Source organism: Celeribacter sp. (assembly GCF_048266405.1).
Lineage (GTDB): Bacteria > Pseudomonadota > Alphaproteobacteria > Rhodobacterales > Rhodobacteraceae > Celeribacter.
On the sequence record NZ_JBLWZO010000001.1, the window covers coordinates 559,136 to 584,065 of the forward strand.

Annotated in this window: 26 protein-coding genes and 3 tRNA genes; 6 read left to right on the top strand and 23 right to left on the bottom strand. The window is 57.0% G+C overall.

Annotation, left to right across the window (positions count from 1 at the left end; translation table 11 throughout):
- Positions 1-52 precede the first annotated feature (52 nt).
- Positions 53-1,627 carry a Ppx/GppA family phosphatase gene (locus ACN0TS_RS02855; RefSeq protein ID WP_417257795.1) on the top strand — a complete coding sequence of 525 codons (1,575 nt, stop codon included), beginning with the start codon at positions 53-55 and terminating at the stop codon, positions 1,625-1,627.
- Here ACN0TS_RS02855 and ACN0TS_RS02860 read toward each other — a convergent pair.
- Genes ACN0TS_RS02860 through ACN0TS_RS02880 form a run of 5 tightly spaced genes read right to left on the bottom strand, consistent with a single transcriptional unit; the run spans position 1,624 to position 4,909 of the window.
- The gene (locus ACN0TS_RS02860) at positions 1,624-1,977 is read right to left on the bottom strand and encodes an AAA+ family ATPase (RefSeq protein ID WP_417257796.1); all 354 of its coding nucleotides are present in this window, start codon (positions 1,975-1,977) and stop codon (positions 1,624-1,626) included. The genes ACN0TS_RS02855 and ACN0TS_RS02860 overlap by 4 nt on opposite strands.
- A gap of 31 nt (positions 1,978-2,008) precedes the next feature.
- On the bottom strand, positions 2,009-3,067 hold the full coding sequence (locus ACN0TS_RS02865; protein ID WP_417258176.1) for an endonuclease/exonuclease/phosphatase family protein: 1,059 nt from the start codon (positions 3,065-3,067) through the stop codon (positions 2,009-2,011).
- A 1-nt stretch (position 3,068) separates the two neighbouring features.
- Complete coding sequence (locus ACN0TS_RS02870; protein ID WP_417257797.1) at positions 3,069-3,752, bottom strand: TerB family tellurite resistance protein; 684 nt, start codon at positions 3,750-3,752, stop codon at positions 3,069-3,071.
- Positions 3,753-3,800: 48 nt separating this feature from the next.
- On the bottom strand, positions 3,801-4,292 hold the full coding sequence (locus ACN0TS_RS02875; RefSeq protein WP_417257798.1) for a GNAT family N-acetyltransferase: 492 nt from the start codon (positions 4,290-4,292) through the stop codon (positions 3,801-3,803).
- The gene (locus tag ACN0TS_RS02880) at positions 4,289-4,909 is read right to left on the bottom strand and encodes a VOC family protein (RefSeq protein WP_417257799.1); all 621 of its coding nucleotides are present in this window, start codon (positions 4,907-4,909) and stop codon (positions 4,289-4,291) included. The genes ACN0TS_RS02875 and ACN0TS_RS02880 overlap by 4 nt, the downstream gene beginning before the upstream one ends.
- Positions 4,910-4,998: 89 nt before the next feature.
- Between ACN0TS_RS02880 and nhaA the strand changes: the two genes are divergently transcribed.
- Positions 4,999-6,222 carry a Na+/H+ antiporter NhaA gene (gene nhaA, locus ACN0TS_RS02885; RefSeq protein ID WP_417257800.1) on the top strand — a complete coding sequence of 408 codons (1,224 nt, stop codon included), beginning with the start codon at positions 4,999-5,001 and terminating at the stop codon, positions 6,220-6,222.
- 79 nt (positions 6,223-6,301) lie between these two features.
- Here nhaA and scpA read toward each other — a convergent pair whose 3' ends face one another.
- Positions 6,302-8,416, bottom strand: a complete 2,115-nt coding sequence (gene scpA, locus ACN0TS_RS02890) for a methylmalonyl-CoA mutase (RefSeq protein ID WP_417257801.1) — start codon at positions 8,414-8,416, stop codon at positions 6,302-6,304.
- A gap of 106 nt (positions 8,417-8,522) precedes the next feature.
- On the opposite strand from scpA, the gene ACN0TS_RS02895 reads away from it, so the two are divergent.
- Positions 8,523-8,987 carry a DUF4174 domain-containing protein gene (locus tag ACN0TS_RS02895; protein ID WP_417257802.1) on the top strand — a complete coding sequence of 155 codons (465 nt, stop codon included), beginning with the start codon at positions 8,523-8,525 and terminating at the stop codon, positions 8,985-8,987.
- Positions 8,988-9,066: 79 nt separating this feature from the next.
- Here ACN0TS_RS02895 and ACN0TS_RS02900 read toward each other — a convergent pair whose 3' ends face one another.
- From ACN0TS_RS02900 to ACN0TS_RS02935, 8 genes are all read right to left on the bottom strand, one after another.
- Positions 9,067-9,291: a hypothetical protein gene (locus ACN0TS_RS02900; RefSeq protein ID WP_417257803.1), complete on the bottom strand. Its 225-nt coding sequence runs from the start codon at positions 9,289-9,291 to the stop codon at positions 9,067-9,069.
- Complete coding sequence (locus tag ACN0TS_RS02905; protein WP_417257804.1) at positions 9,291-11,288, bottom strand: acetyl-CoA carboxylase biotin carboxylase subunit; 1,998 nt, start codon at positions 11,286-11,288, stop codon at positions 9,291-9,293. The genes ACN0TS_RS02900 and ACN0TS_RS02905 overlap by 1 nt, the downstream gene beginning before the upstream one ends.
- A gap of 171 nt (positions 11,289-11,459) precedes the next feature.
- Positions 11,460-11,654, bottom strand: a complete 195-nt coding sequence (locus tag ACN0TS_RS02910; protein WP_417257805.1) for a YMGG-like glycine zipper-containing protein — start codon at positions 11,652-11,654, stop codon at positions 11,460-11,462.
- A 340-nt stretch (positions 11,655-11,994) separates the two neighbouring features.
- Positions 11,995-12,396: a hypothetical protein gene (locus tag ACN0TS_RS02915; RefSeq protein WP_417258177.1), complete on the bottom strand. Its 402-nt coding sequence runs from the start codon at positions 12,394-12,396 to the stop codon at positions 11,995-11,997.
- 14 nt (positions 12,397-12,410) lie between these two features.
- The gene (locus ACN0TS_RS02920; RefSeq protein WP_417257806.1) at positions 12,411-12,818 is read right to left on the bottom strand and encodes a RidA family protein; all 408 of its coding nucleotides are present in this window, start codon (positions 12,816-12,818) and stop codon (positions 12,411-12,413) included.
- A complete protein-coding gene (locus ACN0TS_RS02925; protein WP_417257807.1) occupies positions 12,818-13,225 on the bottom strand; it encodes a DUF6497 family protein in 408 nt (135 codons plus the stop codon). The genes ACN0TS_RS02920 and ACN0TS_RS02925 overlap by 1 nt, the downstream gene beginning before the upstream one ends.
- Positions 13,218-13,583 (bottom strand): hypothetical protein, encoded by a 366-nt coding sequence (locus tag ACN0TS_RS02930; RefSeq protein ID WP_417257808.1) that lies wholly within the window; start codon positions 13,581-13,583, stop codon positions 13,218-13,220. The genes ACN0TS_RS02925 and ACN0TS_RS02930 overlap by 8 nt, the downstream gene beginning before the upstream one ends.
- A 19-nt stretch (positions 13,584-13,602) precedes the next feature.
- Positions 13,603-15,135 (bottom strand): acyl-CoA carboxylase subunit beta, encoded by a 1,533-nt coding sequence (locus ACN0TS_RS02935; RefSeq protein WP_417257809.1) that lies wholly within the window; start codon positions 15,133-15,135, stop codon positions 13,603-13,605.
- 289 nt (positions 15,136-15,424) lie between these two features.
- On the opposite strand from ACN0TS_RS02935, the gene ACN0TS_RS02940 reads away from it, so the two are divergent.
- On the top strand, positions 15,425-16,579 hold the full coding sequence (locus tag ACN0TS_RS02940) for a multidrug effflux MFS transporter (protein ID WP_417258178.1): 1,155 nt from the start codon (positions 15,425-15,427) through the stop codon (positions 16,577-16,579).
- Between the two features lie 91 nt (positions 16,580-16,670).
- The gene (locus tag ACN0TS_RS02945; RefSeq protein ID WP_417257810.1) at positions 16,671-18,068 is read left to right on the top strand and encodes a helix-turn-helix domain-containing protein; all 1,398 of its coding nucleotides are present in this window, start codon (positions 16,671-16,673) and stop codon (positions 18,066-18,068) included.
- Positions 18,069-18,171: 103 nt separating this feature from the next.
- On the opposite strand, the gene ACN0TS_RS02950 is transcribed toward ACN0TS_RS02945, so the two are convergent.
- The 3 genes from ACN0TS_RS02950 to ACN0TS_RS02960 all read right to left on the bottom strand — a co-directional run bounded on the left by ACN0TS_RS02950 (position 18,172) and on the right by ACN0TS_RS02960 (position 18,738).
- Positions 18,172-18,248: transfer RNA gene (locus ACN0TS_RS02950), tRNA-Asp, on the bottom strand.
- Between the two features lie 45 nt (positions 18,249-18,293).
- Positions 18,294-18,370 (bottom strand) — tRNA-Asp (locus tag ACN0TS_RS02955).
- A 292-nt stretch (positions 18,371-18,662) separates the two neighbouring features.
- A tRNA-Val gene (locus tag ACN0TS_RS02960) sits at positions 18,663-18,738 on the bottom strand.
- Between the two features lie 117 nt (positions 18,739-18,855).
- Here ACN0TS_RS02960 and ACN0TS_RS02965 point away from each other — a divergent pair.
- Entirely contained in the window at positions 18,856-19,323 is a 468-nt protein-coding gene (locus ACN0TS_RS02965; RefSeq protein ID WP_417257811.1) for a CoxG family protein, read from the top strand.
- Between the two features lie 82 nt (positions 19,324-19,405).
- Here the strand turns inward: ACN0TS_RS02965 and ACN0TS_RS02970 are convergent, their stop codons facing one another.
- The 6 genes from ACN0TS_RS02970 to ACN0TS_RS02995 form a co-directional block, all read right to left on the bottom strand.
- Entirely contained in the window at positions 19,406-19,648 is a 243-nt protein-coding gene (locus ACN0TS_RS02970) for a YdcH family protein (protein WP_417257812.1), read from the bottom strand.
- A gap of 118 nt (positions 19,649-19,766) precedes the next feature.
- On the bottom strand, positions 19,767-20,648 hold the full coding sequence (locus ACN0TS_RS02975; protein ID WP_417257813.1) for a DMT family transporter: 882 nt from the start codon (positions 20,646-20,648) through the stop codon (positions 19,767-19,769).
- Positions 20,645-21,247, bottom strand: a complete 603-nt coding sequence (locus tag ACN0TS_RS02980; protein ID WP_417257814.1) for a LysE/ArgO family amino acid transporter — start codon at positions 21,245-21,247, stop codon at positions 20,645-20,647. The genes ACN0TS_RS02975 and ACN0TS_RS02980 overlap by 4 nt, the downstream gene beginning before the upstream one ends.
- Before the next feature lie 65 nt (positions 21,248-21,312).
- The gene (locus tag ACN0TS_RS02985; RefSeq protein ID WP_417257815.1) at positions 21,313-22,053 is read right to left on the bottom strand and encodes a YebC/PmpR family DNA-binding transcriptional regulator; all 741 of its coding nucleotides are present in this window, start codon (positions 22,051-22,053) and stop codon (positions 21,313-21,315) included.
- A gap of 78 nt (positions 22,054-22,131) precedes the next feature.
- The gene (locus ACN0TS_RS02990) at positions 22,132-23,913 is read right to left on the bottom strand and encodes an SLC13 family permease (RefSeq protein WP_417257816.1); all 1,782 of its coding nucleotides are present in this window, start codon (positions 23,911-23,913) and stop codon (positions 22,132-22,134) included.
- A gap of 149 nt (positions 23,914-24,062) precedes the next feature.
- A complete protein-coding gene (locus ACN0TS_RS02995; protein ID WP_417257817.1) occupies positions 24,063-24,875 on the bottom strand; it encodes a TIGR00282 family metallophosphoesterase in 813 nt (270 codons plus the stop codon).
- Positions 24,876-24,930: the final 55 nt, after the last annotated feature.

Genomic DNA, 24,930 nt, shown 5'->3' on the forward strand with positions numbered 1-24,930 from the left:
CGCTCGAAAAGCCCTTTATTCTTTCGTGACACGCAACCGATTGGGACGAAACGTGACAGAAACCGATAGCACGATACCAACGACGAATGGATCAACCGATTGGGGCATCTTCGGTCGTCCCCTCTTTGACGATGCCCGTGCCCGTGCGCTGTCACGCGTTGGCGTGGTCGACATCGGGTCCAACTCCGTGCGCTTGGTCGTGTTTGACGGCGCGGCCCGCAGTCCGGCCTATTTCTACAACGAGAAAATCCTCTGTGGCTTGGGCGCCGGTTTGCGCGAAACGGGCCGCATGAACCCGGAAGGCAAAGTGCGCGCCCTCGCCGCGCTCAAACGGTTCACCAAACTGGCGAATGGCATGGGGATTTCACCGCTCACCGCCGTCGCCACCGCTGCCATGCGCGAATCCGAGGATGGCCCCGCCTTTCGGGCACAGATCGAAGCCGAGACAGGGCTCAAAATCACGGTGATCGACGGCGAAGAAGAGGCACGGCTCTCTGCTCAAGGTGTGCTGCTCGGTTGGCCCGAGGCTGATGGCTTGGTCTGTGACATTGGCGGTTCGTCGATGGAGTTAGCCGAAGTTCACAAGGGCAAAATCGGCAAGCGCGTGACCTCCCCTCTCGGCGCTCTTACACTTCAAGGCCTCAAAGGTGGTCGCAAAGGCGTCAAGGAACACATCAAACCGATTATGGCGGCCCTCTGGGAAAAGATGGGGGCTAAATCCTACAAGCGCATCTATCTGGTCGGCGGCTCATGGCGTGCTATTGCACGGATCGACATGCACCGTCGCGATTACCCCCTGCACGTGCTACATGAATACCGCATGACCACCCGCGCCGTCACCGATACGATTGAGTTCATCCGGTCCAACGACATGGTGGCGGTCCGCAACCAAATTGGCACCTCGGCTGCGCGTATGGCGCTTGTCCCCCATGCCGCCGAAGTGCTGCGCCAACTGACGCGCACCTTTCGTCCCAAAGACATTTGCGTGTCGTCCTACGGGATTCGCGAGGGGCTTTTGTATGAGCAGATGCCTCAAAGCATTCGTGAACGCGATCCACTCATCGAGGCCTGTCGCTTTGCCGAACGCAAAGACGCCCGCCTGCCCGGGTTTGGTAAGCGATTGCATTATTTCATCGCGCCAATGTTTCGCGCACGAAAATACGAACAAATGCGCCTCGTACGTGCCGCGTGCCTGTTGCATGATGTGACGTGGCGCGCCCATCCCGACTATCGCGCCGAGGTCTGTTTCGACAATGCAACCCGCGCCAACCTCGGGGGCTTGTCGCACAAAGAGCGCATTTTCCTCGGGTTGGCGCTTTTGCATCGCTACAAGAATTCGCGCCAAGGCACACCGTTCGAGCCACTCATCGCGCTCTTGAGCGAGCAAGAGATTCAGAACGCAGAAGTGCTTGGCAAGGCCATGCGGTTCGGCGCCATGTTCGCACTCGACACGCCAGACACGATGGCCGCACTCGACTACCGTCCAAAGAAAAAGCTGCTCACCCTCACGATCGAACCAGAGGCCGTTGACCTGTTTAGCGAAGTGGCGCTTGCCCGGTTCAATTCGCTCGCAGCCAGTTTGGGCGCCGAGCCAATCATCAAATATGGGAAGAAAAAATCGGGTTAGATATCCAACGAACCGTCGTCGTTTGGCGTAATTGTTCCCTCTGGCGGTGTCGCACGGGGCGGAGGTGTTTTGCGCCGCAGAAGGATATCACCATTGGGCAGAAATTCGGGCGCGTGATAGCTGTCGAGGTTATCGACCACCGCCCCCAACCCCGCACCAAGGTCCTCAAGCGCAGGCTCCATCTCCTTGAAAAGATGCTCCAAAAGGCGCTGCGCTCCCGTGCCAAGGAGGTCTAACCCCTCCTCGATCTCATTTTGTCCCGCAACAGGCGGCGTGGCGGGTTCCTCGGCCTGAACAGGGCCGAAAAGCAGCGTCACGACGAGCGAAAGAGATTTGGCGAGCGGTTTCATAGAGCTAATATAGCCTCGACCCGCGCAATTTTCACCCCTCAGATTTTGTAGGGAACTCCAGATCAATCGAGACGGGGAAATGGTCGGAAGCGGTCAGCAAAGCCTCGCGCAATTCGGGCGTGTGATAACACGCAGGATCATCGAACGGATGCCAGATGCGCCATGTGGCCGCTTTGGCCAAATCGGGCGACACCATCACATAGTCCAACAGGGCACATAGGTATCGTTTTTCAGGCTCGATATAAAACCGCGCAGAGGTCGGAGCTGCTGCCAGTTTGCGCAAAAGCGCTTGGCGGGCATGAGGATCATAGAGATGCAAATCGGGGGATATACCCTCTTCGCCCTCCCCCAAAACGATTTCGACGCCCGAGCGGCCAAAGAGCTTTTCATATTCGTCCAAACCTGGACCGTCATTAAAATCGCCCAAAACGATGATCGGCTCGCCGTCGCGTAGATGTCCCTCAACCCGCTCGCGCAACCAGATGCACTGCGCCAGTTGTTTGCGCCTGTTCTCAATGGAGATACGTGTCACATCGCGGTCGTTACGTGCGCCATGGGGCGCTTTGGATTTGATATGCACCCCAATCATCCGAAAAGCAAAATCCGTCTCGCGCACCTCCATCGCCAACTCCAAAGGCGGTTTGGAAAAATGCACAGGGTCGCGATCCCGATCGGTATCAAGGTCCAGACGATAAACGGAATTAAACGCGGGCGGCTCGGTGCCATCCCCCATGCCAAGTGGAAGCCCCTTGGGATCATGGCGCGCCCGCAGCACGAGCGGGTCATACATCACCGCAATCTCTTGCTGTGTCTCGTTCACAAAGCCCATCTCAACGGCCCGCGCCCGCAGACCCGCCCAATCGGCAAACTGCTCCAAAGCCCGCACCGTATCGCGGCGGCGGTTGGTGTCAGGGGCCTCGATGACCATAATCGCATCGGCATCCAACGCATTGAACACAATACCCAATGCTTCCAACTGGTCGCGCCGCGTCACGTTATAGCGCGCCGACCATTCGCCATCGAGCAAGGGACGTCCCTTACGGTCAAACAGACTGTCGAACCATTCGACATTGTAGGTTGCGATCCGCATATCAGGCTGCACGTTCCGCTTGGATTTCTTCCCATGCCGCATTGATCTCCACCATGCGGTCGGTGGCCAGTCTGACGGCCTCTTCGGGCACGCCACGTGCAATCATGCGATCAGGGTGGGTTTCACGCACGAGGTCACGGTAGGCGGACTTGATCTCTGCCGTTTCAGAGTGCGGATCAACGCCAAGGACATCATAGGGGTCAGGCGTCGCATCGGGCACATAGCGCGCGCGCATGGCGCGAAACTTGCGGTCGCTTATCTCGAAGATTTCGGCGACACGGGCGAGAAACGCATCTTCACCCGGGTGGTAGGTCCCATCCGCCATCGCGATGTGAAACAGCCCGTCCATCAAATCGCACAACGGTTGGCAGTCATCGCCATACATCGCTTTCACGCGTTTGGCGTAATCCTCGAACCCTGCCACGTCTTGGCGAGCGAGATTGAACACCCGCGCGGCGGCGGCTTCGTCCTCGGGGGCGATTTGAAACACTTCACGAAAGGCCGTCACTTCGTCGCGGGTTACTTGCCCGTCGGCCTTGGCCATCTTTGCGCCAAGCCCGATCACCGCAATCGCAAATCCCACACGCCGTTCGGGCGCAGAACGCAGACGCGCGAAGACATCCGCAAGGCTCTCACCCGCAGCCAGTGCCGAAATGGCATCCAATATGCGTGTCCAGATTGACATAGACGCACCATAACCGCGGCTTGCGGCACTGTCAGGTCACAAAACGCGTTACAGGAATTTCTGCATGAACAAGGCGTCGAGGAACCTGTCGAATTTGTAGCCGGATTGCGGAATACGCCCTGCTTCCTTGTAGCCAAGAGCGGCATGAAACGCGATCGAATCCTTATTGTCGCCGTCGACCACAGCAATCATGGAATGCAGCCCCGCTTCGCGCGCGTGTTCCTCGATCGCGATCATCAAAATACGCCCCCAGCCTTTGCCCTGCGCTTTGTCGCTGAGGTAAACCGAATGCTCCATCGTAAAGCGGTAGCCGTAATTCTCAGGACGGAACTGGTCGTAGGTGGCGTATCCGATCACCTCGCCGTCCACCTCCGCGACATAAAAGGCGCGCCCACGCGCGATACGGGATTCGATCAGAGTTTCCCAATCGGCCACGCTGCGTTCAACAGACGAGAAGGTTGCGGTCGTATTGGCGATGACGGGGGCCATGATCGCCTTGAGCGCTGCGGCATCGGCTTTGGTGGCATTGCGTAGGCTCATGTGATCCAAATCTCTCCTGATGGGGTTCCAATTTCCGCGTGCAATGACGGAACACTGGCGTTCACAATCCGGACATTGTCCATCGCCTCTGCAAAAGGTTCAAGGGCTGTCTTGAGGGCATCGCTTTGCGGATGTGACAGCTTGAGCCGGCGCAGTGCCAATCCGTGATAGTCAAGCGCAGGTGCGGGATGCTCCGATTGCCACTCGATCAGCGCGGGAAAGCAGCCATCAAAGGGCAGTTTCCCCGTATCCGGCACAGCCATTTTCCAACTGTAGGGACCGCGCTCGAATTGGACGACACGCCCTATGCCTTCTGGAGCTACGCTCATAGCGGCATCGAGATCATCAACGTTCAACACCCAATTGCTCAAACGCGGCGAGCCGCGGAAGTTATCCAAATCGAACCAGCGCGGATGGGCGGGCGCCGCAGCTTCAGGGTCGACGGCAATCACTTCGAGATAGGCCCCACGATCTAGAGCTGTGAGGTGGTTATGAGTACCCATTTGGGCATGGACCCCACGGGTACCAAACGGGATATCGAGCAGGTTTTGCGCCCAAAGACGCCCTGTTTCGAGGTCCGGGGCCGAAATAACGAGGTGATCGAGAGCGCAATGCATAAACCTGACCTTTTTTCTATTGAAATAGGAGCACGAAGCCCCATTTCAATCCAGAGATATAAACCAATAGAATAGGAAAAGAAAAAGCAATGCTTCTAAGGCGCTTAGAGAAGTTTTTTGACGGCGACGCATCGGGCGGGATCGTATTAATGGTGGCGGCATTTGCCGCCATGCTCATCGCGAACTCATCGCTCTTTCCGTTTTATGACGGAGTTTTGGGGTCGTATGTCGCCGTTACATTAAGCGGATCAGGCGTCGAGAAGCCTTTGATCCTCTGGATCAACGACGGCATGATGGCCGTGTTTTTCTTGCTCGTCGGACTGGAACTCAAGCGTGAGTTGCTTGAAGGCAAGCTGAAAAATCCTTCCGATATTGTCCTGCCTGGAATGGCGGCGGTGGGCGGAATGGTTGTACCTGCGCTGATCTACCTCGCGTTCAACCTGTCAACGCCTGAAACTGTCGGCGGCTGGGCGATCCCTGCGGCGACAGACATTGCGTTTGCCCTCGGGGTCTTGGCGCTCGTGGGCGACCGCGTGCCCTCCTCGCTGAAAGTGTTCTTGTTGACCCTCGCGATCCTTGACGATCTCGGGGCCATTTTGATCATCGCGTTTTTCTATACGGCGAACCTGCATCTCGATTACTTGTTCCTCGCCGCGATTCCGCTGTTCTTGATGTTCATGCTCAATCGCGCAGGGGTTCACCGCATCGCACCGATCATCCTGTTAGGTGTTGTGCTTTGGGTGCTCGTTTTGAAATCTGGGGTCCACGCAACGCTTGCAGGTGTGATCACCGCCTTCTTCATCCCGATGAAAGACAAATGGGGCAAATCACCGCTTCACGCCTTGGAACATGCCTTGTCCCCCTATGTGTTCTTCCTCATCGTTCCGATCTTTGCCTTTGCGAACGCCGGTGTTGTTCTAACGGGTGTCTCAGCCTCTGATTTCCTCAACCCACTACCCATCGGCATCGCGGGCGGCCTGTTCGCAGGGAAAATCATCGGCGTATTTGGCATGACCTATCTATTGGTCAAAATGGGCATTGCCAAAATGCCGTACGGGGCCTCGTGGGTGCATATCTTTGGCGTCGCAGCACTTGCAGGGATCGGGTTTACCATGTCGCTGTTTATTGGCGGACTCTCGTTTGAGGATGCCTATCACATGAACGAAGTGCGCATCGGTGTGCTCTCTGGCTCGATCCTCTCTGCGCTTGTGGGCTTTACTGTCCTGAAATTCGCCCCATCAGTTGAGACTGCAAAACCCGCCGTCAAAGATGTCGGCGTCACCAAGCCTGTTGTGCAAGAGCCAGCGGACTAACACGCCCCCATCAGACATCAAAAAGGGCCAGACGCATCACGCATCTGGCCCTTTCCATGTTGGATACTCGTGCGTTTAATCAGATCAATTCAAGGATCTGACGCGCCGCCGCGGGGATATTTGTCCCTGGCCCAAAGATCGCTTTAACACCTGCGTTATACAGGAATTCGTAGTCCTGCTGTGGAATGACGCCGCCGCAGATCACGATAATATCGTCCGCACCCTCAGCCTTGAGCGCCTCGATCAATTTGGGCGCGAGGGTCTTGTGCCCTGCGGCCTGTGACGAGATGCCAATGATATGCACATCGTTATCGATGGCGTCTTGTGCGGCTTCCTCTGGCGTCTGGAACAGAGGGCCTACATCCACGTCAAAACCGATATCGGCAAAGGCAGTGGCGATCACTTTCGCGCCACGATCATGGCCGTCTTGGCCCATTTTCACCACGAGCATACGCGGGCGGCGGCCGTTTTTCTCTGCAAAGGTTTCGACGTCCTTCTGGATTTGGGCAAAGCCCTCGTCCCCTTCGTAGGCTGCGCCATAGACCCCTGCGAGAGTTTTAACCTCAGCACGGTGACGCCCGAATGCTTTCTCCATAGCCATCGAAATCTCCCCAACAGTGGCCCGCGCACGCGCGGCTTCCACGGCCAATTCAAGTAGGTTTCCATCACCCGACATGGCCGCCCGTTCAAGCGCTCCGAGGGCCGCCTCAACCGCGTTTGCATCGCGGCTCGCCTTGATCTGTTCCAAGCGTGCCACTTGGCTTTCGCGCACGGCCACGTTGTCCACATCGAGAATATCAATCGGGTCTTCTTTGTCTTTGCGGTACTTGTTCACGCCGACAATGACCTCTTCGCCACGGTCGATCATGGCCTGACGTTTCGCCGCTGACTCCTCGATGCGCAGTTTTGGCATCCCCGAGTTGACGGCCTTAGTCATACCCCCAAGTTCCTCGACCTCCTCCATCAATGCCCATGCCTTTTCGGCCAACTCATTGGTCAGGCTCTCAACGTAATAGGAACCCGCGAGCGGATCGACGGTGCGGGTGATCTGTGTCTCTTCTTGCAAGATGAGCTGCGTGTTGCGGGCGATGCGGGCGGAGAACTCGGTCGGAAGCGCAATCGCCTCGTCCAGCGCGTTGGTATGCAGCGACTGCGTGCCACCAAGGGCCGCCGACATGGCCTCATAGGCGGTGCGGATCACGTTGTTATAGGGGTCTTGCTCCTGCAACGACACGCCCGAGGTCTGGCAGTGGGTGCGCAGCATTTTGGACTTGGCGAGCTTCGGCTCGAATTCCTCCATCACACGGCTCCACAACAGACGCGCGGCCCGCAGCTTGGCAATTTCCATGAAGAAATCCATGCCGATGGCAAAGAAGAACGACAAGCGACCCGCGAATTTATCCACGTCCATCCCCGCCTTGATCGCCGTGCGCACATATTCGCGCCCGTCGGCAAGGGTGAAGGCAAGCTCTTGGACGAGGTTCGCACCCGCTTCCTGCATGTGGTAGCCCGAGATCGAAATCGAGTTGAATTTCGGCATCTCGTTGGCGGTGTATTCGATGATATCGGCGATGATTTTCATCGAAGGTTCAGGGGGATAGATGTAGGTGTTGCGGACCATGAACTCTTTGAGAATGTCGTTCTGGATGGTCCCCGCAAGCACGGATTTGTCGTGGCCCTGCTCCTCGCCCGTGACAATGAAACTGGCCAAGATCGGGATCACCGCGCCGTTCATGGTCATCGACACGGACACCTTGTCGAGCGGAATGCCGTCGAAGAGGATTTTCATGTCCTCAACCGAGTCAATCGCCACACCGGCCTTACCGACATCGCCCACCACGCGCGGGTGGTCGCTGTCATAGCCACGGTGCGTGGCCAGATCGAAGGCCACGGAGACCCCCTGTTGGCCCGCGTCCAACGCTTTGCGATAAAACGCGTTGGATTCTTCGGCGGTCGAGAAGCCCGCATATTGACGGATTGTCCACGGACGGCCCGTATACATGGTCGCACGCGGGCCACGGGTGAAAGGATCAACACCCGGCGTATTGCCCAAATGTGACAGCCCTTCGAGGTCGTCCTCGGCGTAGAGCGGTTTGATGGTGATGCCTTCGAGAGTCTCACGGTTCAAACTGTCCAACGGCTTGCCACGCAATTCTTTTGCAGCGAGCTCTTCCCAGAGTTTTCTGTCGGTCATGTGCGGCTCCTATCTGTTGCATCTGATCCCGTTCATGGCCAATTCACGGGGATGATCCTTGGTTTACGCCTCAATCGGCCCTATATGGAAAGGAACGGGAGGCGTGATGAAAAAAGCATTTATATCCGCAGTTTGTGCACTGTGCCTATGCGCACCTTTGGCAAGCATGGCACAAGAAACACCTACACCTATGGAGCTATCCATAGCGCCCGCAGGTGAGGCAGTTCTGGATGACTTCAAATGGGTCAATCGGGTGTTGGTGGTCTTTGCCGACAACCCGCGCGATCCTGCGTTCCAACAGCAATTGGAATTGCTCGCGGACCGTCCCGAGATTCTGGCAGAGCGCGATGTCGTCGTGCTGACAGATGCCGACCCAAGCGCGAAATCCGCCATACGCACAAAGCTGCGCCCACGGGGATTTTCCCTTGTTATCGTCGACAAAGACAGCCGCGTGATGCTGCGCAAGCCTGACCCGTGGGACGTGCGCGAAATATCACGGGCCATCGACAAGACCCCACTGCGCCAACAAGAGGTGCGTGAGGCCAAGGAAGCAGCCCGAGACGAAGGGTAGCCACGCCACGAGGGTGTCCCCCCGTGCGCCCCCGTCATCGCCCCGACAGTGAGTGGCACTTTATGACGAGTTGAGAACATTACTCGATTTTCGCTAAAAGGGTCCGAAGAGCGTCGCGACCTTCTTTGCCCAATTGAATAGACTGGCTCACCTTCATTTCAGCTCTATTGGGCGAACCATATGTATCAATTTGCAAATAAGTCTCGCCGTCCTTTTCGAAAATGACAAAAGTTGCTTCGACTTCTCCGTGGATGTTTGCTCTTTTGTGCTCTTCTTTTTCTTGAATTTGACGAATAAGTGCCATCACTCGAACTCCATAATGATCTCGTCCACGGCGAGGCTATCCCCTGCGCCCGCGTTGATTTTCGTGACCACGCCTTTGCGTTCTGCGCGTAGGATGTTTTCCATTTTCATGGCTTCAATCGTGCATAGGGACTGGCCCTCCTGCACTTCGTCACCGACCTCAATATCCACTTTGACGACCAAACCGGGCATCGGACACAGCAACAGCTTCGAGGTATCCGGTGGCAGTTTTTCGATCATGTGTTTGGACAATTCAGCAGCACGTGGTGAACGCACGAACACCTTCATCTCCGCGCCACGGTTACGGATTTTGAAGCCGCCTGGAAGTTTGCCGACCTTGAGCGTGAGCGGGCCGCCTTCCATGTCGATCACGGCCAGACTATCCCCCGGGGTCCAATTGCTTTCACAACGCAGCGTCTTGCCGTTCAGCAACACGTTAGAGCCCGTTTTATCGGCATTGATATGTACAGGGAAATCACGTCCGTCGATTTGCACAACCCAATCGTCAGGCACCACACGTTCGTGGTTATCCATCCGACCCGACACACGGGCACGACGAATTTCGGCCACACGGTACATGGCGGCCGCGGCCGCCGCGATGCGTTCCAGTTGCGCGTCAGGCAGGGTCACGCCTTCAAAACCGTCGGGGTATTCCTCCTCGATAAAGGCCGTGGTGATATCCCCCGAATTGAACCGCGGATGATCCATCACCGCCGACAGAAACGGCAGATTGTGACCGATCCCCTCCACCTCAAAGGCATCGAGCGCATTGCGCATGCTCTCAATCGCCGCCGAACGGGTTTTGCCCCATGTGCACAGCTTGGCAATCATCGGGTCGTAATACATCGAGATTTCGCCACCCTCATAAACACCCGTATCATTGCGCACGATGTCGTCGTCTGTCGCGATCTCTGCGGGCGGACGGTATTTCTCAAGCCGACCGATGGAGGGCAGGAACCCGCGATAAGGATCTTCGGCGTAAAGACGGCTCTCAATGGCCCACCCGTTGATGCCAATGTCGTCTTGCGTGAGAGACAGTTTCTCGCCGTAAGCCACACGGATCATGTGCTCGACAAGGTCGATGCCCGTAATCAGCTCGGTCACAGGGTGCTCCACCTGAAGGCGGGTGTTCATTTCAAGAAAGTAGAAATTACGGTCGCCATCGACGATGAATTCCACGGTCCCTGCGGAGGAATAGTTCACCGCTTTGGCCAAGGCCAACGCCTCTTCACCCATCGCTTTGCGCGTTGCAGCGTCAAGGAAGGGGCTTGGCGCCTCCTCAATGACCTTTTGGTTGCGGCGCTGAATGGAGCATTCACGCTCATTCACCCACACACCATTGCCGTGGTTGTCGCACAGCACCTGAATTTCAATGTGACGCGGTTGCGTAACGAACTTTTCGATAAAGATGCGGTCATCACCAAAGGAACTTGCGGCTTCGTTTTTGGAGGCTTGGAAGCCTTCACGCGCTTCGGTGTCATTCCAAGCGATGCGCATCCCCTTACCGCCGCCACCAGCGGACGCTTTGATCATCACGGGATAGCCGATCTCATTGGAGATTTTCACCGCTTCATCAGCATCTTCGATCAGCCCCATGTATCCCGGCACGGTAGAGACATTGGCCTCCTGCGCGAGTTTCTTTGAGGTGATTTTGTCGCCCATCGCCTCAATCGCACCCGTAGGTGGCCCGATAAAGGCGACGCCTTCGGCAGCAAGCGCCTCGGCAAACTTGGAGTTCTCGGAGAGGAACCCGTAGCCGGGGTGGACAGCTTGCGCGCCGGTTTGACGGACGGCGTCCATGATCTTGTCGATCACGATGTAGGATTGGTTCGAGGGGGGCGGACCGATATGAACCGCCTCGTCAGCCATCTTCACATGCAGCGCATGTTTGTCGGCGTCCGAGTAAACTGCGACCGTTTTGATCCCCATTTTCTGCGCCGTTTTGATGACACGGCAAGCAATCTCGCCACGGTTCGCAATCAAAATCTTGTCGAACATGTCCCGTCCCTCTCTCTTTACAGTGGTCTCGATAGCGCGGGCAGACCCTGCGCATTCGAAAGCGTCGCGATTGGCGACGCGCCAATAGAAAAAGGCTCCCGAGCGAGCCAGCTCGGGAACCTTTGGTGATGTGATGTAAGCGTGCCGTGCGCGAAGCGCGGCGTCGCGGAATTACATGTCGTTGAGCAACGCGCCGCCAGCTGCGCCAATGGCAGCTCCCGTGACGCATTTGCCGTTTTGAATGATTTCACCTGCGACACAGCCAAGGCCAGCGCCGACAACGGCACGTTGAACATCTTGGTTTTCCATGCAGCCTGCGAGGGCTGTTGCGGACAGGAGAGAGAAAGCGAGAATTGTTTTACGCATTTTTTTGCTCTTTGTTGGGTAAATGTCCCTCCAAAGATGCGCCCAAATACGTGCTGTGCCAAGCGTTTTTTAAACGCCAGCGGGAAATAGGCAAAGAACGGCACACCATTCCCGTCCCACCCGACTGGAGAAAGTTGGCGAGGACCACACAAAGGGCGCATGGACCTCGCCAGAGGGGAAGGGTAACGGTTTTCAACATGTGCCGTCATGGTGCTGGGCATGTCCGACACAAGACCAACATGGGGGCGCACTCCGAAACGCACAAGACTGCGGCCATCACGCTGCGGTAAACAGGCGGTGATCAGCGCAAGTGGCGAATATGCGAGCGGAGTTTTGCGCATCAGGTGTCCCAGATCTCGTCTTCTTTGAACCCGTCGGGCCCTTGGCCGCCTTCAAGCTCCATCACTTCGGCAAAGGTCACTTTGGCAACCTTGGTGTTGATCATCAGCATCGCCTCATAAGAGGCAGGGTCAAAATTCTCGGGATCTGCGGGGACCACTTCACGGCCAAACAGCCATGACAAACGGCCCGCATCGAGGTTGCCACGTTCAAAAGGCTCTTCACCAAAGTAAATCCACAAACTTTCCATGAACGCGCTATCCGCGCGGCGGTCCACAGCCTTGCGATCTTTGAAGCGTTCAAGCGCTTTGAGTGGCGTCACCCCTTTGGGATTTGCGCGGCGAATGGTGAATTGGAAATCGGACCCTGGAAGACGTCCAGGGAAACCACGGTGTTTGTGCATATAGTCGCGAGCCATCAAAGAGCCTCCTGATCGGGACGGCGAGCGACACAGTCGATTTCGACCAAGGCACCCACCGCCAAAGCGGTAACGCCCACTGTCGTCCGTGCGGGCAAACGGTCCGCGGGGAAATAACTCTTATACGTGTCATTGAACACAGCGTAATCGCGCTCGAACTCCGTTAGAAAACAGCGGCACTGCACCACATGGCTCAGATCAAGACCCAATTCACCCAAGATCAACGCGAGATTGTCCATCACACGGGCGGTCTGCGCCGCAATGCCAACAGGCAACGGTGCGTCCGGCGCGTCAGGATCGGTTGGCATTTGCCCCGTCAGGATCACCCAACTGTCATCTTCAACCGCATGGGAAAACGGCGCGACGGGGCGCGGGCCATTGCCAAAGAGATGGAATTTAGGGGCCATTAGAACGCCTCCCATGCGCAGGTGCCACTCTCGGGGCGATACATTTCGAACACTTCGGGCACATCCGGATTGGGCGTGCCAAATTCGGACGGGGCAGAGGCCAAAGAAATCACAATCATCGACGGCTCGGGATCACCGAGGCGCGGTAGGGCATAGGTCTCGCACAGATATGCCAGATCGGCCTCCAAATCTTCGTAGCTCATCGCCTGCAATCGCGCGGGAAGCTCTGGCGCCAGAAAACGAAACCGTGCAGTCAGCCCCATTGCGGGACGGTCCGACAGGCTTTCGTAAAACTCTACGGGTTGCCCCGAAGGCACCGCGATAGAAGGATCGGACGCAACGGACAGCTCCGCCTGCGCAGCGGCAGACGAGGCCAGTATCGACAATGCAATAACTGTCTTACGCATGGCGCTCCCCCTCCCGCGTCGCAAAAGTTACCCAGCGATTGCGCCGCACGGGATCGGACAGCACTTCCGCCACGATCGCTTCGCAATGCGCTTTAGGAAAGGCGCCAGCAACCGCGCCCCCTGCCGTCACCTCAAGGTCGGACCCCACGATGCGGACCGCCACAGCGGGTTGGAACCCGCGCAGAGATTGCAGCGCGCGCCACATATCCTGACGCACCTGACGGGCAATCCGTCCACGGCGCAGCCCTGCCCCTCCCTCAATCACGGACGAGGCCGCGAAATCAAAGCGGGCAGGCAGACGACGCGACAAGGTCAGCGTGTCGCCCTCTGTCCGGATATGCCAAGTGCTGCGTGTCATGCGCCCCTCAAAACCACCCTTAAAGCGGGATGTTGTCGTGTTTCTTCCACGGGTTCTCGAGCTTTTTATTGCGCAAGCTCGCAAAGGCACGCGCCACCCGTTTACGTGTCGAACGCGGTTGGATCACCTCGTCGATGAAGCCCCGTTCAGCAGCCACAAACGGATTGGCGAAACGGTCCTCATAATCGGCCGTGTGCTGCGCAATCTTCTCCGCATCGCCAAGGTCCGCACGGTGGATAATTTCCGTCGCGCCCTTGGCCCCCATCACCGCAATTTGCGCCGTAGGCCATGCGTAGTTGAAGTCGCCGCGCAGGTGTTTGGACGACATCACGTCATAGGCCCCGCCATAGGCTTTGCGCGTGATTACCGTCACCTTCGGCACCGTTGCCTCACCATAAGCAAAGAGCAATTTCGCGCCGTGTTTGATCACACCGCCATACTCTTGGCTCGTGCCAGGCAGGAACCCCGGCACGTCAACAAGGGTCAAAACGGGAATGTTGAACGCGTCAGAAAAGCGCACAAAACGGGCGGCTTTCTTGGAACTGTCAATGTCGAGACAGCCGGCCAGAACCATCGGCTGGTTCGCCACAACGCCCACGGTCTGCCCCTCAAGGCGGATAAAGCCCGTGATGATGTTCTTGGCGTGATCCTCCTGAATCTCGTAGAAATCACCCTCGTCCGCGATCTTATGGATCACTTCTTTCATATCGTAAGGCGTGTTCGGATTGTCGGGAATAAGCGTATCAAGGCTCTCCTCAATCCGCGCAGGATCGTCGAAGAACGGCCGTGTCGGCACGGTGTCGCGGTTATTGAGCGGCAGGAAGTCAACCAAACGGCGCACTTCGCTGAGCGCTTCAATATCGTTCTCAAACGCGCCATCAGCGACGGACGATTTCTTTGTGTGCGTCGAGGCACCACCAAGCTCCTCGGCGGTCACAACCTCATTGGTCACAGTCTTCACCACGTCAGGGCCAGTGACGAACATGTAGGACGTGTCTTTGACCATAAAGATGAAGTCGGTCATGGCGGGCGAATACACAGCACCACCCGCGCATGGCCCCATAATGACGGAGATTTGCGGCACAACGCCGGAGGCCATAATGTTGCGCTGGAACACTTCGGCGTAGCCTGCGAGACTGTCCACGCCCTCTTGGATACGTGCCCCACCAGAGTCGTTGAGCCCAATCACAGGCGCGCCATTCTGCATCGCCATATCCATGATCTTGCAGATTTTCTGCGCATGGGTCTCCGACAGGGAGCCGCCAAACACGGTGAAGTCTTGGGAAAACACATAGACCATCCGGCCGTTGATGGTGCCCCATCCTGTGACCACACCATCGCCTGCAGGCTTGCTCTGCTCCATGCCGAACTCGACACAGCGGTGCGTTTTGAACATGTCGAACTCTTCGAACGAGCCCTCATCAAGCAGCAACTCGATCCGTTCACGCGCAGTCAGCTTGCCTTTGGCATGTTGCGCATCGATACGGCGCTGCCCCCCACCCATACGGGCATCGTCGCGGCGGTCATGTAGTTCTTTGATAATGTCTTTCACGGGTGGCCTCCTCGTCAATTCCCATGCACCTTATCTGTGGAATGCGCCGCCTCAAAGAAGAGTCTGGCAGATTTGCAAAGGATGCAACTAGACCCCATCGCGAAATGCAAAACTGCAAACTTCGGTAGATCACCCGCACAAGCACCGCAATTTTCCATGCACGCCCACATGTGCGGTTTTGCGCACGAATTGGCATGGACAGACAGCGCCACCCGCCTATTCTCAGCCAATGACAAAAACACGCGCACGCTTCCTCGATCGAGCCACCCCACCTCATATCCTGACCTTGATGATGATGGCAGGATTGCAGGCCATGACCATGAACATGTACCTGCCCGCCCTGCCGCGCATGGCAGAGCATTTCGGCACAACCTATGGTCTCATTCAGCTTTCCGTTGCGGTCTTTCTCGCTGCCAATGCGGTGCTTCAAGTGGTGATTGGCCCGATCTCGGACCGATACGGACGACGCCCCGTGATCCTTGTTGGCATTGGATTGTTTTTGATCGCAACATTAGGCGTCATCTACGCGCCCAGTTTAGAGGTTTTCCTCCTGATGCGCGCAGGCCAATCTGCCATTGTCACTGCAATGGTCTTGTCGCGCGCCATTGTGCGCGACATCTCACCGCCCGATGAAGCGGGCTCCATGATCGCATACGTGACGATGGGCACCGCCCTCGTCCCCCTCGTCGCTCCCACCATTGGCGGCTTCCTGACCAATCTCTACGGATGGGAATCGTCTTTCTGGGTGCTGTTCGGTTCAGGTGTCCTGCTATTGCTCGTCATCTGGTTTGACCTCAAAGAAACCGCGCCGAAATCCGAATTCTCCCTATTGAGCCAATGGCGCAACTTCCCGGAGCTGCTCACATCAAAGCGCTTCGTCGGTTACGCCCTGAGCGTCACCTTCGCCTCTGGTGCCTTTTTCGCCTATATCGGCGGCTCGGCCTATGTCGGGAAAACCCAGTTCGGCCTGTCCGAAGCCACGCTCGGCCTCTATATGGGCACGCCCGCGCTCGGCTATTTCTTTGGCAACTTCTTTTCGGGTCGCTATTCGCGTCGATTTGGCATCAACCGCATGATCCTCGCAGGCGGCATTGTCGCAACGATAGGCATCACAGGAGCGCTTTTGCTCTCTGCATTTGGCCATAGCTCGGTCAACATTTTCTTTGGGGCGATGGTGTTCTTGGGCTTCGGCAACGGCTTGCAACTCCCTAACGCCATTGCCGGCACCCTGTTGGTACGCCCGCAACTGGCGGGCACCGCTGCGGGGCTTGGCGGCTCTATTATGCTCGCAGGCGGCGCGTCGATCTCCGCCTATGCAGGCACCTTGCTAGATGGCCCCTCAGGCGAAGTGCCCCTGTTGCTCTTAATGACCGTGATGTCGCTCGGTGCAATCGTGGCAATTCTCACCGTCATGCTACGCGAGAAACGCCTCGGCCTTGCGTGACAGCGACGGCCGCTGTAATTTGCAAACCGAACACCACTGTTGAGCAAACCTGCAAAGGGTTGACGGCGGTTAATCCTCGGGAGGGCGGGTTATGGCACAGCAAAAACTCTATGCGGGCGCGAAACTGCGTGAGACACGTACACGGCTCGGACTGACGCAGCGGGCCTTTGCCGAAAAGCTTGGCGTCTCCCTGCCCTATCTCAACCAGATGGAAAACAACAATCGCCCCGTCTCTACGGGGGTGGTTCTGGCCCTTGCCCAAGAGTTCGGATTTGACGTCACCGAACTGTCGACAGGCGATGCAGAACGCCTTGTGACCGATATGCGCGAAGCCTTCGTTGATCCGGTCTTTGCCGATGGCGCACCACCCTTGGCCGATTTGCGCCTCGCGGCCTCGAACGCCCCCGCTTTGGCGCGCTCCTTTTTGGAGTTGCACCGCGCTTACCGCCAAACCAACGAACGCCTCGCCTCAATGGACGAAGCCTTTGACCGCGAAGACCGCCCCACCCGCGCCTCGCCATGGGAAGAGGTGCGCGACTTCTTCCACTACTGCGACAACTATATCGACTCAGTCGACCGTGCCGCCGAGAACTTTGCCCGCGCGAATGGCGACACCCGCGACGTCGCCGCACTGGCAACCGAGGCCTTGGCCAAACACGCGATCACCGTGCGATATGCAGCCGATGACCTACGCCGCTACGACCCCGACACTGGTCGCTTGACGATTTCATCGCGCGCCTCACGCTCCACACAGACGTTTCAATTGCTGCACCAACTGGCCTTGGTCACACAGTCGCAACTGCTCGACGCAACCCTTGATCTGGCGCGGTTCCATTCCGAGGAAAGCCGTCAAATCGCCCGCATCGGCTTGGCCAACTATTTCGCAGGCGCGGCCCTCATGCCCTACACCGACTTTCTCGAAGCCGCGAAAGAAACACGCCACGACCTCGAAATGCTCAGCGAGCAATTTGGCGCGTCGATTGAACAGGTGGCCCATCGTCTCTCTACCCTGCAACGCCCCGGCGCCAAGGGGATTCCCTTTTTCTTTGTCCGCGTCGATCAAGCTGGCACAATCACCAAACGCCACTCCTCCACACGGCTCCAGTTCGCCCGCTACGGCGGCGCTTGCCCGTTGTGGAACGTCCACCAAGCCTTCGAGCGCCCAGGACACTTCCTACGCCAATTGGCGGAGACCCCAGACGGGGTGCGTTACCTATCGATTGCCCGCGATGTGGCCAAATCCGGAGGCAGTTTTCACGCCCCAGTGCGCCGCTACGCCATTGGCTTGGGATGTGAGGTCACTCACGCCTCGGAAATGGTCTATGCCGACGATCTCGACGTGACCAAACCCGCAGCCTTTGAGCCTATCGGTATCTCGTGTCGCATCTGTGAGCGGCGCAACTGCCACCAACGCTCAGTGCCGCCCTTGGAGCGCCGTCTGACCATTGATCCAGACAAGCGGGGCACCCTGCCCTACCAAATCGAATAGACGCGGCCTGTTCGCCCCTTCAAAGCCCTGAAACGCGAAAAGCCGCCCTGAAAGGAGCGGCTTTTTCGTCGAACATCTGGGCCACATTTCTGTGAGATGTAAGTGGCGCGGTTGACGGGACTCGAACCCGCGACCCCCGGCGTGACAGGCCGGTACTCTAACCAACTGAGCTACAACCGCGCATTTGTCTTACGACGTACCTTTTCAGGCTATTTCGGGCAGCGATGGCGCGGTTGACGGGACTCGAACCCGCGACCCCCGGCGTGACAGGCCGGTACTCTAACCAACTGAGCTACAACCGCTCGCTACCCGTCCAGAACACTGTCCTGAACGTGAGGGGCGTTCTATGTCTGGTACGCGGGCGCGTCAAGCAGACAATGAGCGATTGAGAGAAAAAAAACGAAAGAAGCCAAAGACACCCCTACCCGACGCACTTACCGCCCCGTATTGCGAAACAGCGCGGGCACATAGAACAAATACGCTACGGCCACTTTATCTACGAACAGCGCTATTTCACTCGCATAGATCACGAGGACTTCAAAAGGAGCCCCATTCGGAGCGACAATCATTTGGTATTGATTTGGGGGAGGGAAATGGTGGGTCGTGAGAGGCTCGAACTCCCGACATCTTCGGTGTAAACGAAGCGCTCTACCAACTGAGCTAACGACCCGTTGGAGGGGCGTTTAGCCCAAGCTGAGAGACCTTGCAAGCCTCTCTCGCAAGTTTGTTGCTTGAAACCTCATTTCTTCCGCTTCACAGTCAAATAAATTCGAAAAAGGACACCAAAATGGACCTCTCTGGCACCAGAATTCTTATGGCTGATCGCGCAACAGTTTGGATGCACCTCAACGATGCCGACACGCTCGCCTCAGCGATTCCCGGCTGCGAATCTCTCACGGGGTCGCCCGAAGAGGGATTCGAGGCAGTGGTCAAACAAAAGGTCGGCCCCGTGAAGGCCAAATTCAAAGGCAAAGTCACCCTCTCGGATATCGTAGCCCCCGAAAGCTACACCATCACTGGCGAGGGCACAGGCGGCGTTGCAGGCTTTGCCAAGGGGGCTGCGCAGGTGCGCCTCGCAGAAGTCGAAGGCGGCACGGAATTGAGCTATGAGGTCGACGCCAAGGTGGGCGGGAAACTCGCGCAACTCGGCGGGCGGATCATCGACAGCTTTGCCCGTAAAATGGCGGATCAGTTTTTTGATAATTTCCAAGCACAGATCGACGGCCCAACCGATCCCGACACGCCACCGTCTTAACCGCGGCGCGGACCACGATCTCAGAACAAGGGCGCATCACCCACAGGATAATGCGCCCGAACCTAGAGTATTTTTCCGGCCCTTAGGCCTGTGCCGTCAGCAACGCGTAAAGCTCGTCTTTCAGGGCCATACGCTGCTTGCGCAGGTCGGCTTGGGCCAGATCATCCATTGGCTCAACATCGGTTTCCACCAAATGCACCTTATCGTTCAGCGCGTTGTAGTCGTCCAACAGCCGCGCGAAATGCGGGTCCGACTCTTTGAGTTCCGAAATGCGGTCAGCCAATTCGGGAAAGTCCTTCGACAGTCGGTGCGGTGTATGTGACATGCGTGTGTCTCCTGTGTTTTGCGTCGCCTACAGGGTGACATCCACAGCCACTTCGCGCATTGACGCGGATCAATACAAACAAGCGTTAGCGCAATCTTTTTCGTTGAATTTCAGAGCCCTATAGCCGCCGTTTGCGACGGGCCTCGCGCCACGTGATAAACGTCACCGCACCAATAATCATCGCCCCGCCGATAAGCACAAAGACATCGATTCCCTCGCCAAAGAGGAAATAACCCACGGTCGTGGCCCAAACGAGCTGCACAAAGGTGACGGGCTGCAACACGGCTTGGGGTGCACAGGAAAACGCCCGCGTCATGCAGTAATGCGCGGCGGTGGCAAAAAACGCGGTGAAAAACAGCAGGCCAATGTCATGCCATGACGGCGCCACCCAATCAGCCAGTGCAAAGGGCAGCAACACGAATGGCACGATTGCCGACATCAAAAACACAACAACTGCAGCAGGCAGGTCTTTGGACAGGGCATTGGCAAGAAGATAGCTCCCCGAAAAGAAGAGCGCGGAGAAAATCATTGCCAGATGCCCGGGATCAAGTTCGCGCAATCCAGGCCGCAAGATGACCACGCCACCAAGAAACGCTACGCAAAGCGCCATGATCCGTGGCAGCGCAATTTTCTCGCCAAAGAGCAACACCGCCCCGAGCGTGACATAGACGGGGTTCATAAAGTTCATTGCGGTCACTTCAGCCATCGGGATTCGGGTCATCGCATAGAACCACGCAACCATTGCAAAGGCATGGAAGGTCGCGCGTGCCACCGACAGTTTGACGATGCGGCGCGTGAACGTTGTCTGGCGCACTTGAGCAATGAAAGGGATCAGGAACACAAGCCCAAGCGCAAACCGTAAGAACGCGCTTTCAAAGATGGGCAGGCTGTCACCAACATATTTGACGAGCACGTTGACCATCACGAAATTGATCGTGGTGGCCGCCATCCACGCAATACCCGCTACGGGGCGGTTGAGAGAAGGCGAGGAGGCGCTCATATGCCCGATGCCAGTTTGAAGGCGATGGACCACATCACAAGGGCGATCAATCCATCAAGGACGCGCCAAGACACTTCGCGGGCAAACACAGGCGCCAAGAGCCGCGCGCCGTAGGCCAACGTAAAGAAAAACACAAAAGACGCCGTCACCGCCCCAATGGCGAAATCTCCGCGATCGGGACCGAAATCCGCAGAAATCGCGCCGATCAACACCACCGTATCGAGATACACATGCGGGTTAAGCCATGTCAGCGCGAGGCACGTGATGACCGCCGCAGCAAGGCTTTGCGCCTTCCCGTCCGCAGGATCGAGATGTCCACCGCCACGATAGGCTGACAACGCAGCCCGTGCGCCGTAGACTATGAGAAACGCAACCCCACCCCACCGCATGAGTGGCAAGGCAAGCGGAAAGGCGGCGGAGACTTTTGCAGAAGCAAAGACGCCCACAGAGATCAGGATAGCATCGGACAGCGCACAGGTCAGCGCCACGGCAAACACATGTGAGCGTTTAAGCCCTTGGCGCAGGACAAAGGCGTTTTGCGCCCCAATGGCCAAGATCAGGGACAGCCCTGTGAAAAAACCTGCGAGAATTGCCTGCATTGCGTCCCCTCAATGGAAAAAGCCCCGCCATTCCAGACGGGGCTCTCAAAACCATGACCCAGTTTTTAAAGCTGCGCCATCACCTCATCGGAGGCTTCGAAATTGGCGGTAACGGTCTGCACGTCATCGTCGTCTTCGAGCGCTTCGATCAGGTTCATCAGTTTTTGCATACCTTCCAGATCCAACTCGGTGGTTGTGGTCGGCTGCCAGATCAGTTTGGTGCTTTCGGATTCCCCCAAAACGGCTTCAAGGGCGTTAGACACCTCGTTCAAATCCGTATCGGCGCAGATGATTTCGTGACCGTCTTCGGTGGTTTCGCAGTTCTCTGCGCCCGCCTCAATGGCCGCCATCATCACGGTGTCTTCATCGCCAGCACTCGCGGGGTAGATCACCTGACCCTTACGGTCGAACATAAAACCAACGGAGCCAGTTTCGCCCAAGTTGCCGCCGTTCTTGGAAAAGATCGAACGGACACTTGATGCGGTACGGTTACGGTTGTCGGTCATCGCCTCAACGATCACGGCGACACCGCCCGGACCGTAGCCCTCATAGCGGATTTCATCGTAGTTTTCCGCATCGCCGCCCTGCGATTTCTTAATCGCGCGGTCAATCACATCCTTTGGAACGGATTGCGATTTGGCCTCTTTGACGGCCAGACGCAAACGCGGGTTCTTATCGGGATCAGGATCGCCCATTTTCGCTGCCACGGTGATTTCCTTGGCGAGCTTGGAAAAGAGCTTGGAGCGCAATTTATCCTGACGACCTTTACGGTGCTGGATATTTGCCCATTTTGAGTGGCCTGCCATGAGGTCCTCCGTCAATCAAATTTTTGGCTTTGGGCCTCTATAGGCGATGGAACGCAGGGGCCGCAAGGGTTGGCGCGGTTATAGAGGCCACAACCACGGAATAACCGCAGAGGTCAACAACCCCACGGAGAGGTTCAAAGGGATGCCAATTTTCATGTAATCGGTGAATTTATACCCACCGGGGCCATAGACCATCGTGTTGGTTTGATAGCCGATCGGCGTTGCAAAGGCCGCAGAGGCCGCGACCATCACAGCGACCACAAGACCGCGCGGATCAAGCCCCATAGAGTGGCCAAGACCGATGGCAATCGGTGTCACGACAACAGCAACCGCATTGTTGGAAACAAGCTCCGTGAGAAAGGAGGTCAACAAATAGATGGACCACACCACAAAGAAGACGGGCATTCCTTCGAGAAAAGGAGCCGCCGCCGAGACGATCATTTGCACTGCGCCCGAGGCTTCCAATGAGGCCCCGATGGCAAGCATGGAAAAGATCAACGCGAGCAAGCGTCCGTCAATAGACGCAAAGGCTTCCTCCGCATCAATGCAGCGCGTGACAAGCACAATGACCACAGCCAGAACGGCCAAGACCAAAATCGGCGCCACGCCCAATGCGGCCAGCGTCACAATCGACATCATGGCAATGAGTGCAATGGGCGCGTGCGAGCGATGATAAGCCCGTTCGGTCGGCTTGGTCACATCCCCGATGTCCATATCGCTGGCTAAGCGTTGAATGTCGGCGGGGGCCCCTTCGAGCAGAAGCGTGTCGCCAACGCGCACCACAAGGTCGTTGATCTGTTGGCCGAGGTTCTGGTTTTTACGGTGCACAGCGAGCGGATAGACCCCGTAGCGACGACGCAACCGCATGGAGCCAAGAGCGCGGCCCACCATTTTACAACCGGGCGTGATCAAGACTTCAACGGTCGTGGTTTCCACCGCCGACACCTGATCCACACGTTTGAGCGATTTATTGCGCTGAAGGCTCAAAAGCTCGGCGATCTGCGAGCGCAACACAACGCGGTCGCCCACCTCAAGAACCACAGAGTTCAAATTGTGGCGCAAGGACTGATCCCCGCGCACCACGTCAATAAGGCGCACACCATCGCGTTTGAACAATTGAACACCAGACACTTCGCGCCCGATCAGGTTGCTGTCGGGAGGGATCACGGCCTCGGTGAAAAACTTCATCTTCGAGCGCCCCGAGGACAGCATCGCCGACAGGCTATCGCGTTCGGGCAAAAGATGACGCCCGATGAAATAGAGATAGATAAAGCCCCAAATCGTGATGATCACACCGAGGATCGAGACCTCGAAAATCGTGAAAGGCTCAAGGCCTTGGGCGCGGGCCACACCATCCACAAGCAGGTTGGTCGAGGTGCCGATCAAGGTGATCGTCCCGCCCATAATGGCTGAATAACTCAAGGGGATCAAAAGCTTGGAAGCAGGAACTTTCAACTTCGTGGACAGTTGAATGAACACGGGGATCATGACGACGACGACGGGCGTGTTGGCCACGAACGCAGACAAGATGACCACGACAAACAGCAAGGCGCCAATAGCGATGGACGGATGGCTTTCGGCGTAGTGCCCCGCCTTTGAGGTGAACCATTCCAACCCGCCAGTGCGCACCAAGGCCCCCATGACCACAAACATCATCGCAATGGTCCACGGCGCAGGGTTCGACAAAACAGCCAGACCTGCATCGTAGGGCAAAATACCCAAAACGAGCATAATCGCGGCCCCTGCCATAGCGACAACTTCAGTAGGATAGATTTCACGCACAAAGAGGACGAACATGAACCCGACCACGAGAAGCGAGATCACCGCTTCTGTCGTTTGGTCGAAATTGAACAGTTCCATATGGCCTCGCCCGCTAGTTCACGCTGCGCACAATATGGCCCCTAACGTTCTTGTGAAACAAGCAAGAAAACGCAGTGCGCCCCAAAGACGCATGGCTCAAACTGCTCAAAAACAGGGCAACAATTCAGATTGAGCGGGCAAAAACCGCGTTACGGGATACTTTGCTCAAGCCGCCCGCCCTCGCGGATTTGCTTGACCCGTGTGGCAAGGCCGGTCTTGTCGTCGGTTTCCACATAGACCCCCGAAAGCGTCACTTCGCCCTGTGCCGGCGAGAACCGTCCCTTCGCCATACCCGTCACAAAACGGCGCATAGGTTCGGCCTTATCCATGCCGATCACCGAATTATAATCGCCGCACATGCCCGCATCGGTCAAATAGGCCGTCCCTGCGGGCAGGATTTGCGCGTCGCCTGTACAGACATGGGTATGGGTGCCAACCACGACCGAGGCCTTCCCGTCGCAGAAATGACCAAAGGCCATTTTCTCCGACGTTGCCTCGCAATGCACATCAATCAAGGCCGCTTGGATATGACCGCCGATTTTGTGGTTCATAAACACCTGATCCAATGCGGAAAACGGATCATCATAGGCGCGTTTCATGAACACTTGGCCCAGCACCTGCGCAACGAGAATACGCCGACCACGGGCATCCTCAAAAATGCGGACCCCACGTCCGGGAGCGGTTTTGGCAAAGTTGATCGGGCGGATGATCCGCGTCTCTTTTTCGCAAAACTGCATCATGTCACGCTGATCGAAAGAGTGATCGCCAAGGGTCAGACAATCGACCCCTGCCTCCAACAATTCCTTGGCGTGATCGCCCGACAACCCCATGCCGTTGGTGGCATTCTCGCCATTCACAACGATGAAATCGAGGCCCCAATCCGTCCGCAGGCGTGGCACACGATCAAGCACAGCCTTACGACCCGCGCTTCCGACAATATCTCCGAGGAACAGTATTTTCATGGCGGTTCCTTAGGCGTCACAAAGGCGTTTGGCAAGGTATGGGCAAAGGTTGCGT

Bases quoted from the DNA above. Each gene is read 5' to 3' on its own strand.
- ACN0TS_RS02860 (WP_417257796.1), bottom strand. From the start codon at position 1,977: ATGAAACCGCTCGCCAAATCTCTTTCGCTCGTCGTGACGCTGCTTTTC.
- ACN0TS_RS02865 (WP_417258176.1), bottom strand. From the start codon at position 3,067: ATGCGGATCGCAACCTACAATGTCGAATGGTTCGACAGTCTGTTTGAC.
- ACN0TS_RS02870 (WP_417257797.1), bottom strand. From the start codon at position 3,752: ATGTCAATCTGGACACGCATATTGGATGCCATTTCGGCACTGGCTGCG.
- ACN0TS_RS02875 (WP_417257798.1), bottom strand. From the start codon at position 4,292: ATGAGCCTACGCAATGCCACCAAAGCCGATGCCGCAGCGCTCAAGGCG.
- ACN0TS_RS02880 (WP_417257799.1), bottom strand. From the start codon at position 4,909: ATGCATTGCGCTCTCGATCACCTCGTTATTTCGGCCCCGGACCTCGAA.
- nhaA (WP_417257800.1), top strand. From the start codon at position 4,999: ATGCTTCTAAGGCGCTTAGAGAAGTTTTTTGACGGCGACGCATCGGGC.
- scpA (WP_417257801.1), bottom strand. From the start codon at position 8,416: ATGACCGACAGAAAACTCTGGGAAGAGCTCGCTGCAAAAGAATTGCGT.
- ACN0TS_RS02895 (WP_417257802.1), top strand. From the start codon at position 8,523: ATGAAAAAAGCATTTATATCCGCAGTTTGTGCACTGTGCCTATGCGCA.
- ACN0TS_RS02900 (WP_417257803.1), bottom strand. From the start codon at position 9,291: ATGGCACTTATTCGTCAAATTCAAGAAAAAGAAGAGCACAAAAGAGCA.
- ACN0TS_RS02905 (WP_417257804.1), bottom strand. From the start codon at position 11,288: ATGTTCGACAAGATTTTGATTGCGAACCGTGGCGAGATTGCTTGCCGT.
- ACN0TS_RS02910 (WP_417257805.1), bottom strand. From the start codon at position 11,654: ATGCGTAAAACAATTCTCGCTTTCTCTCTCCTGTCCGCAACAGCCCTC.
- ACN0TS_RS02915 (WP_417258177.1), bottom strand. From the start codon at position 12,396: ATGCACAAACACCGTGGTTTCCCTGGACGTCTTCCAGGGTCCGATTTC.
- ACN0TS_RS02920 (WP_417257806.1), bottom strand. From the start codon at position 12,818: ATGGCCCCTAAATTCCATCTCTTTGGCAATGGCCCGCGCCCCGTCGCG.
- ACN0TS_RS02925 (WP_417257807.1), bottom strand. From the start codon at position 13,225: ATGCGTAAGACAGTTATTGCATTGTCGATACTGGCCTCGTCTGCCGCT.
- ACN0TS_RS02930 (WP_417257808.1), bottom strand. From the start codon at position 13,583: ATGACACGCAGCACTTGGCATATCCGGACAGAGGGCGACACGCTGACC.
- ACN0TS_RS02940 (WP_417258178.1), top strand. From the start codon at position 15,425: ATGATGATGGCAGGATTGCAGGCCATGACCATGAACATGTACCTGCCC.
- ACN0TS_RS02945 (WP_417257810.1), top strand. From the start codon at position 16,671: ATGGCACAGCAAAAACTCTATGCGGGCGCGAAACTGCGTGAGACACGT.
- ACN0TS_RS02965 (WP_417257811.1), top strand. From the start codon at position 18,856: ATGGACCTCTCTGGCACCAGAATTCTTATGGCTGATCGCGCAACAGTT.
- ACN0TS_RS02970 (WP_417257812.1), bottom strand. From the start codon at position 19,648: ATGTCACATACACCGCACCGACTGTCGAAGGACTTTCCCGAATTGGCT.
- ACN0TS_RS02975 (WP_417257813.1), bottom strand. From the start codon at position 20,648: ATGAGCGCCTCCTCGCCTTCTCTCAACCGCCCCGTAGCGGGTATTGCG.
- ACN0TS_RS02980 (WP_417257814.1), bottom strand. From the start codon at position 21,247: ATGCAGGCAATTCTCGCAGGTTTTTTCACAGGGCTGTCCCTGATCTTG.
- ACN0TS_RS02985 (WP_417257815.1), bottom strand. From the start codon at position 22,053: ATGGCAGGCCACTCAAAATGGGCAAATATCCAGCACCGTAAAGGTCGT.
- ACN0TS_RS02990 (WP_417257816.1), bottom strand. From the start codon at position 23,913: ATGGAACTGTTCAATTTCGACCAAACGACAGAAGCGGTGATCTCGCTT.
- ACN0TS_RS02995 (WP_417257817.1), bottom strand. From the start codon at position 24,875: ATGAAAATACTGTTCCTCGGAGATATTGTCGGAAGCGCGGGTCGTAAG.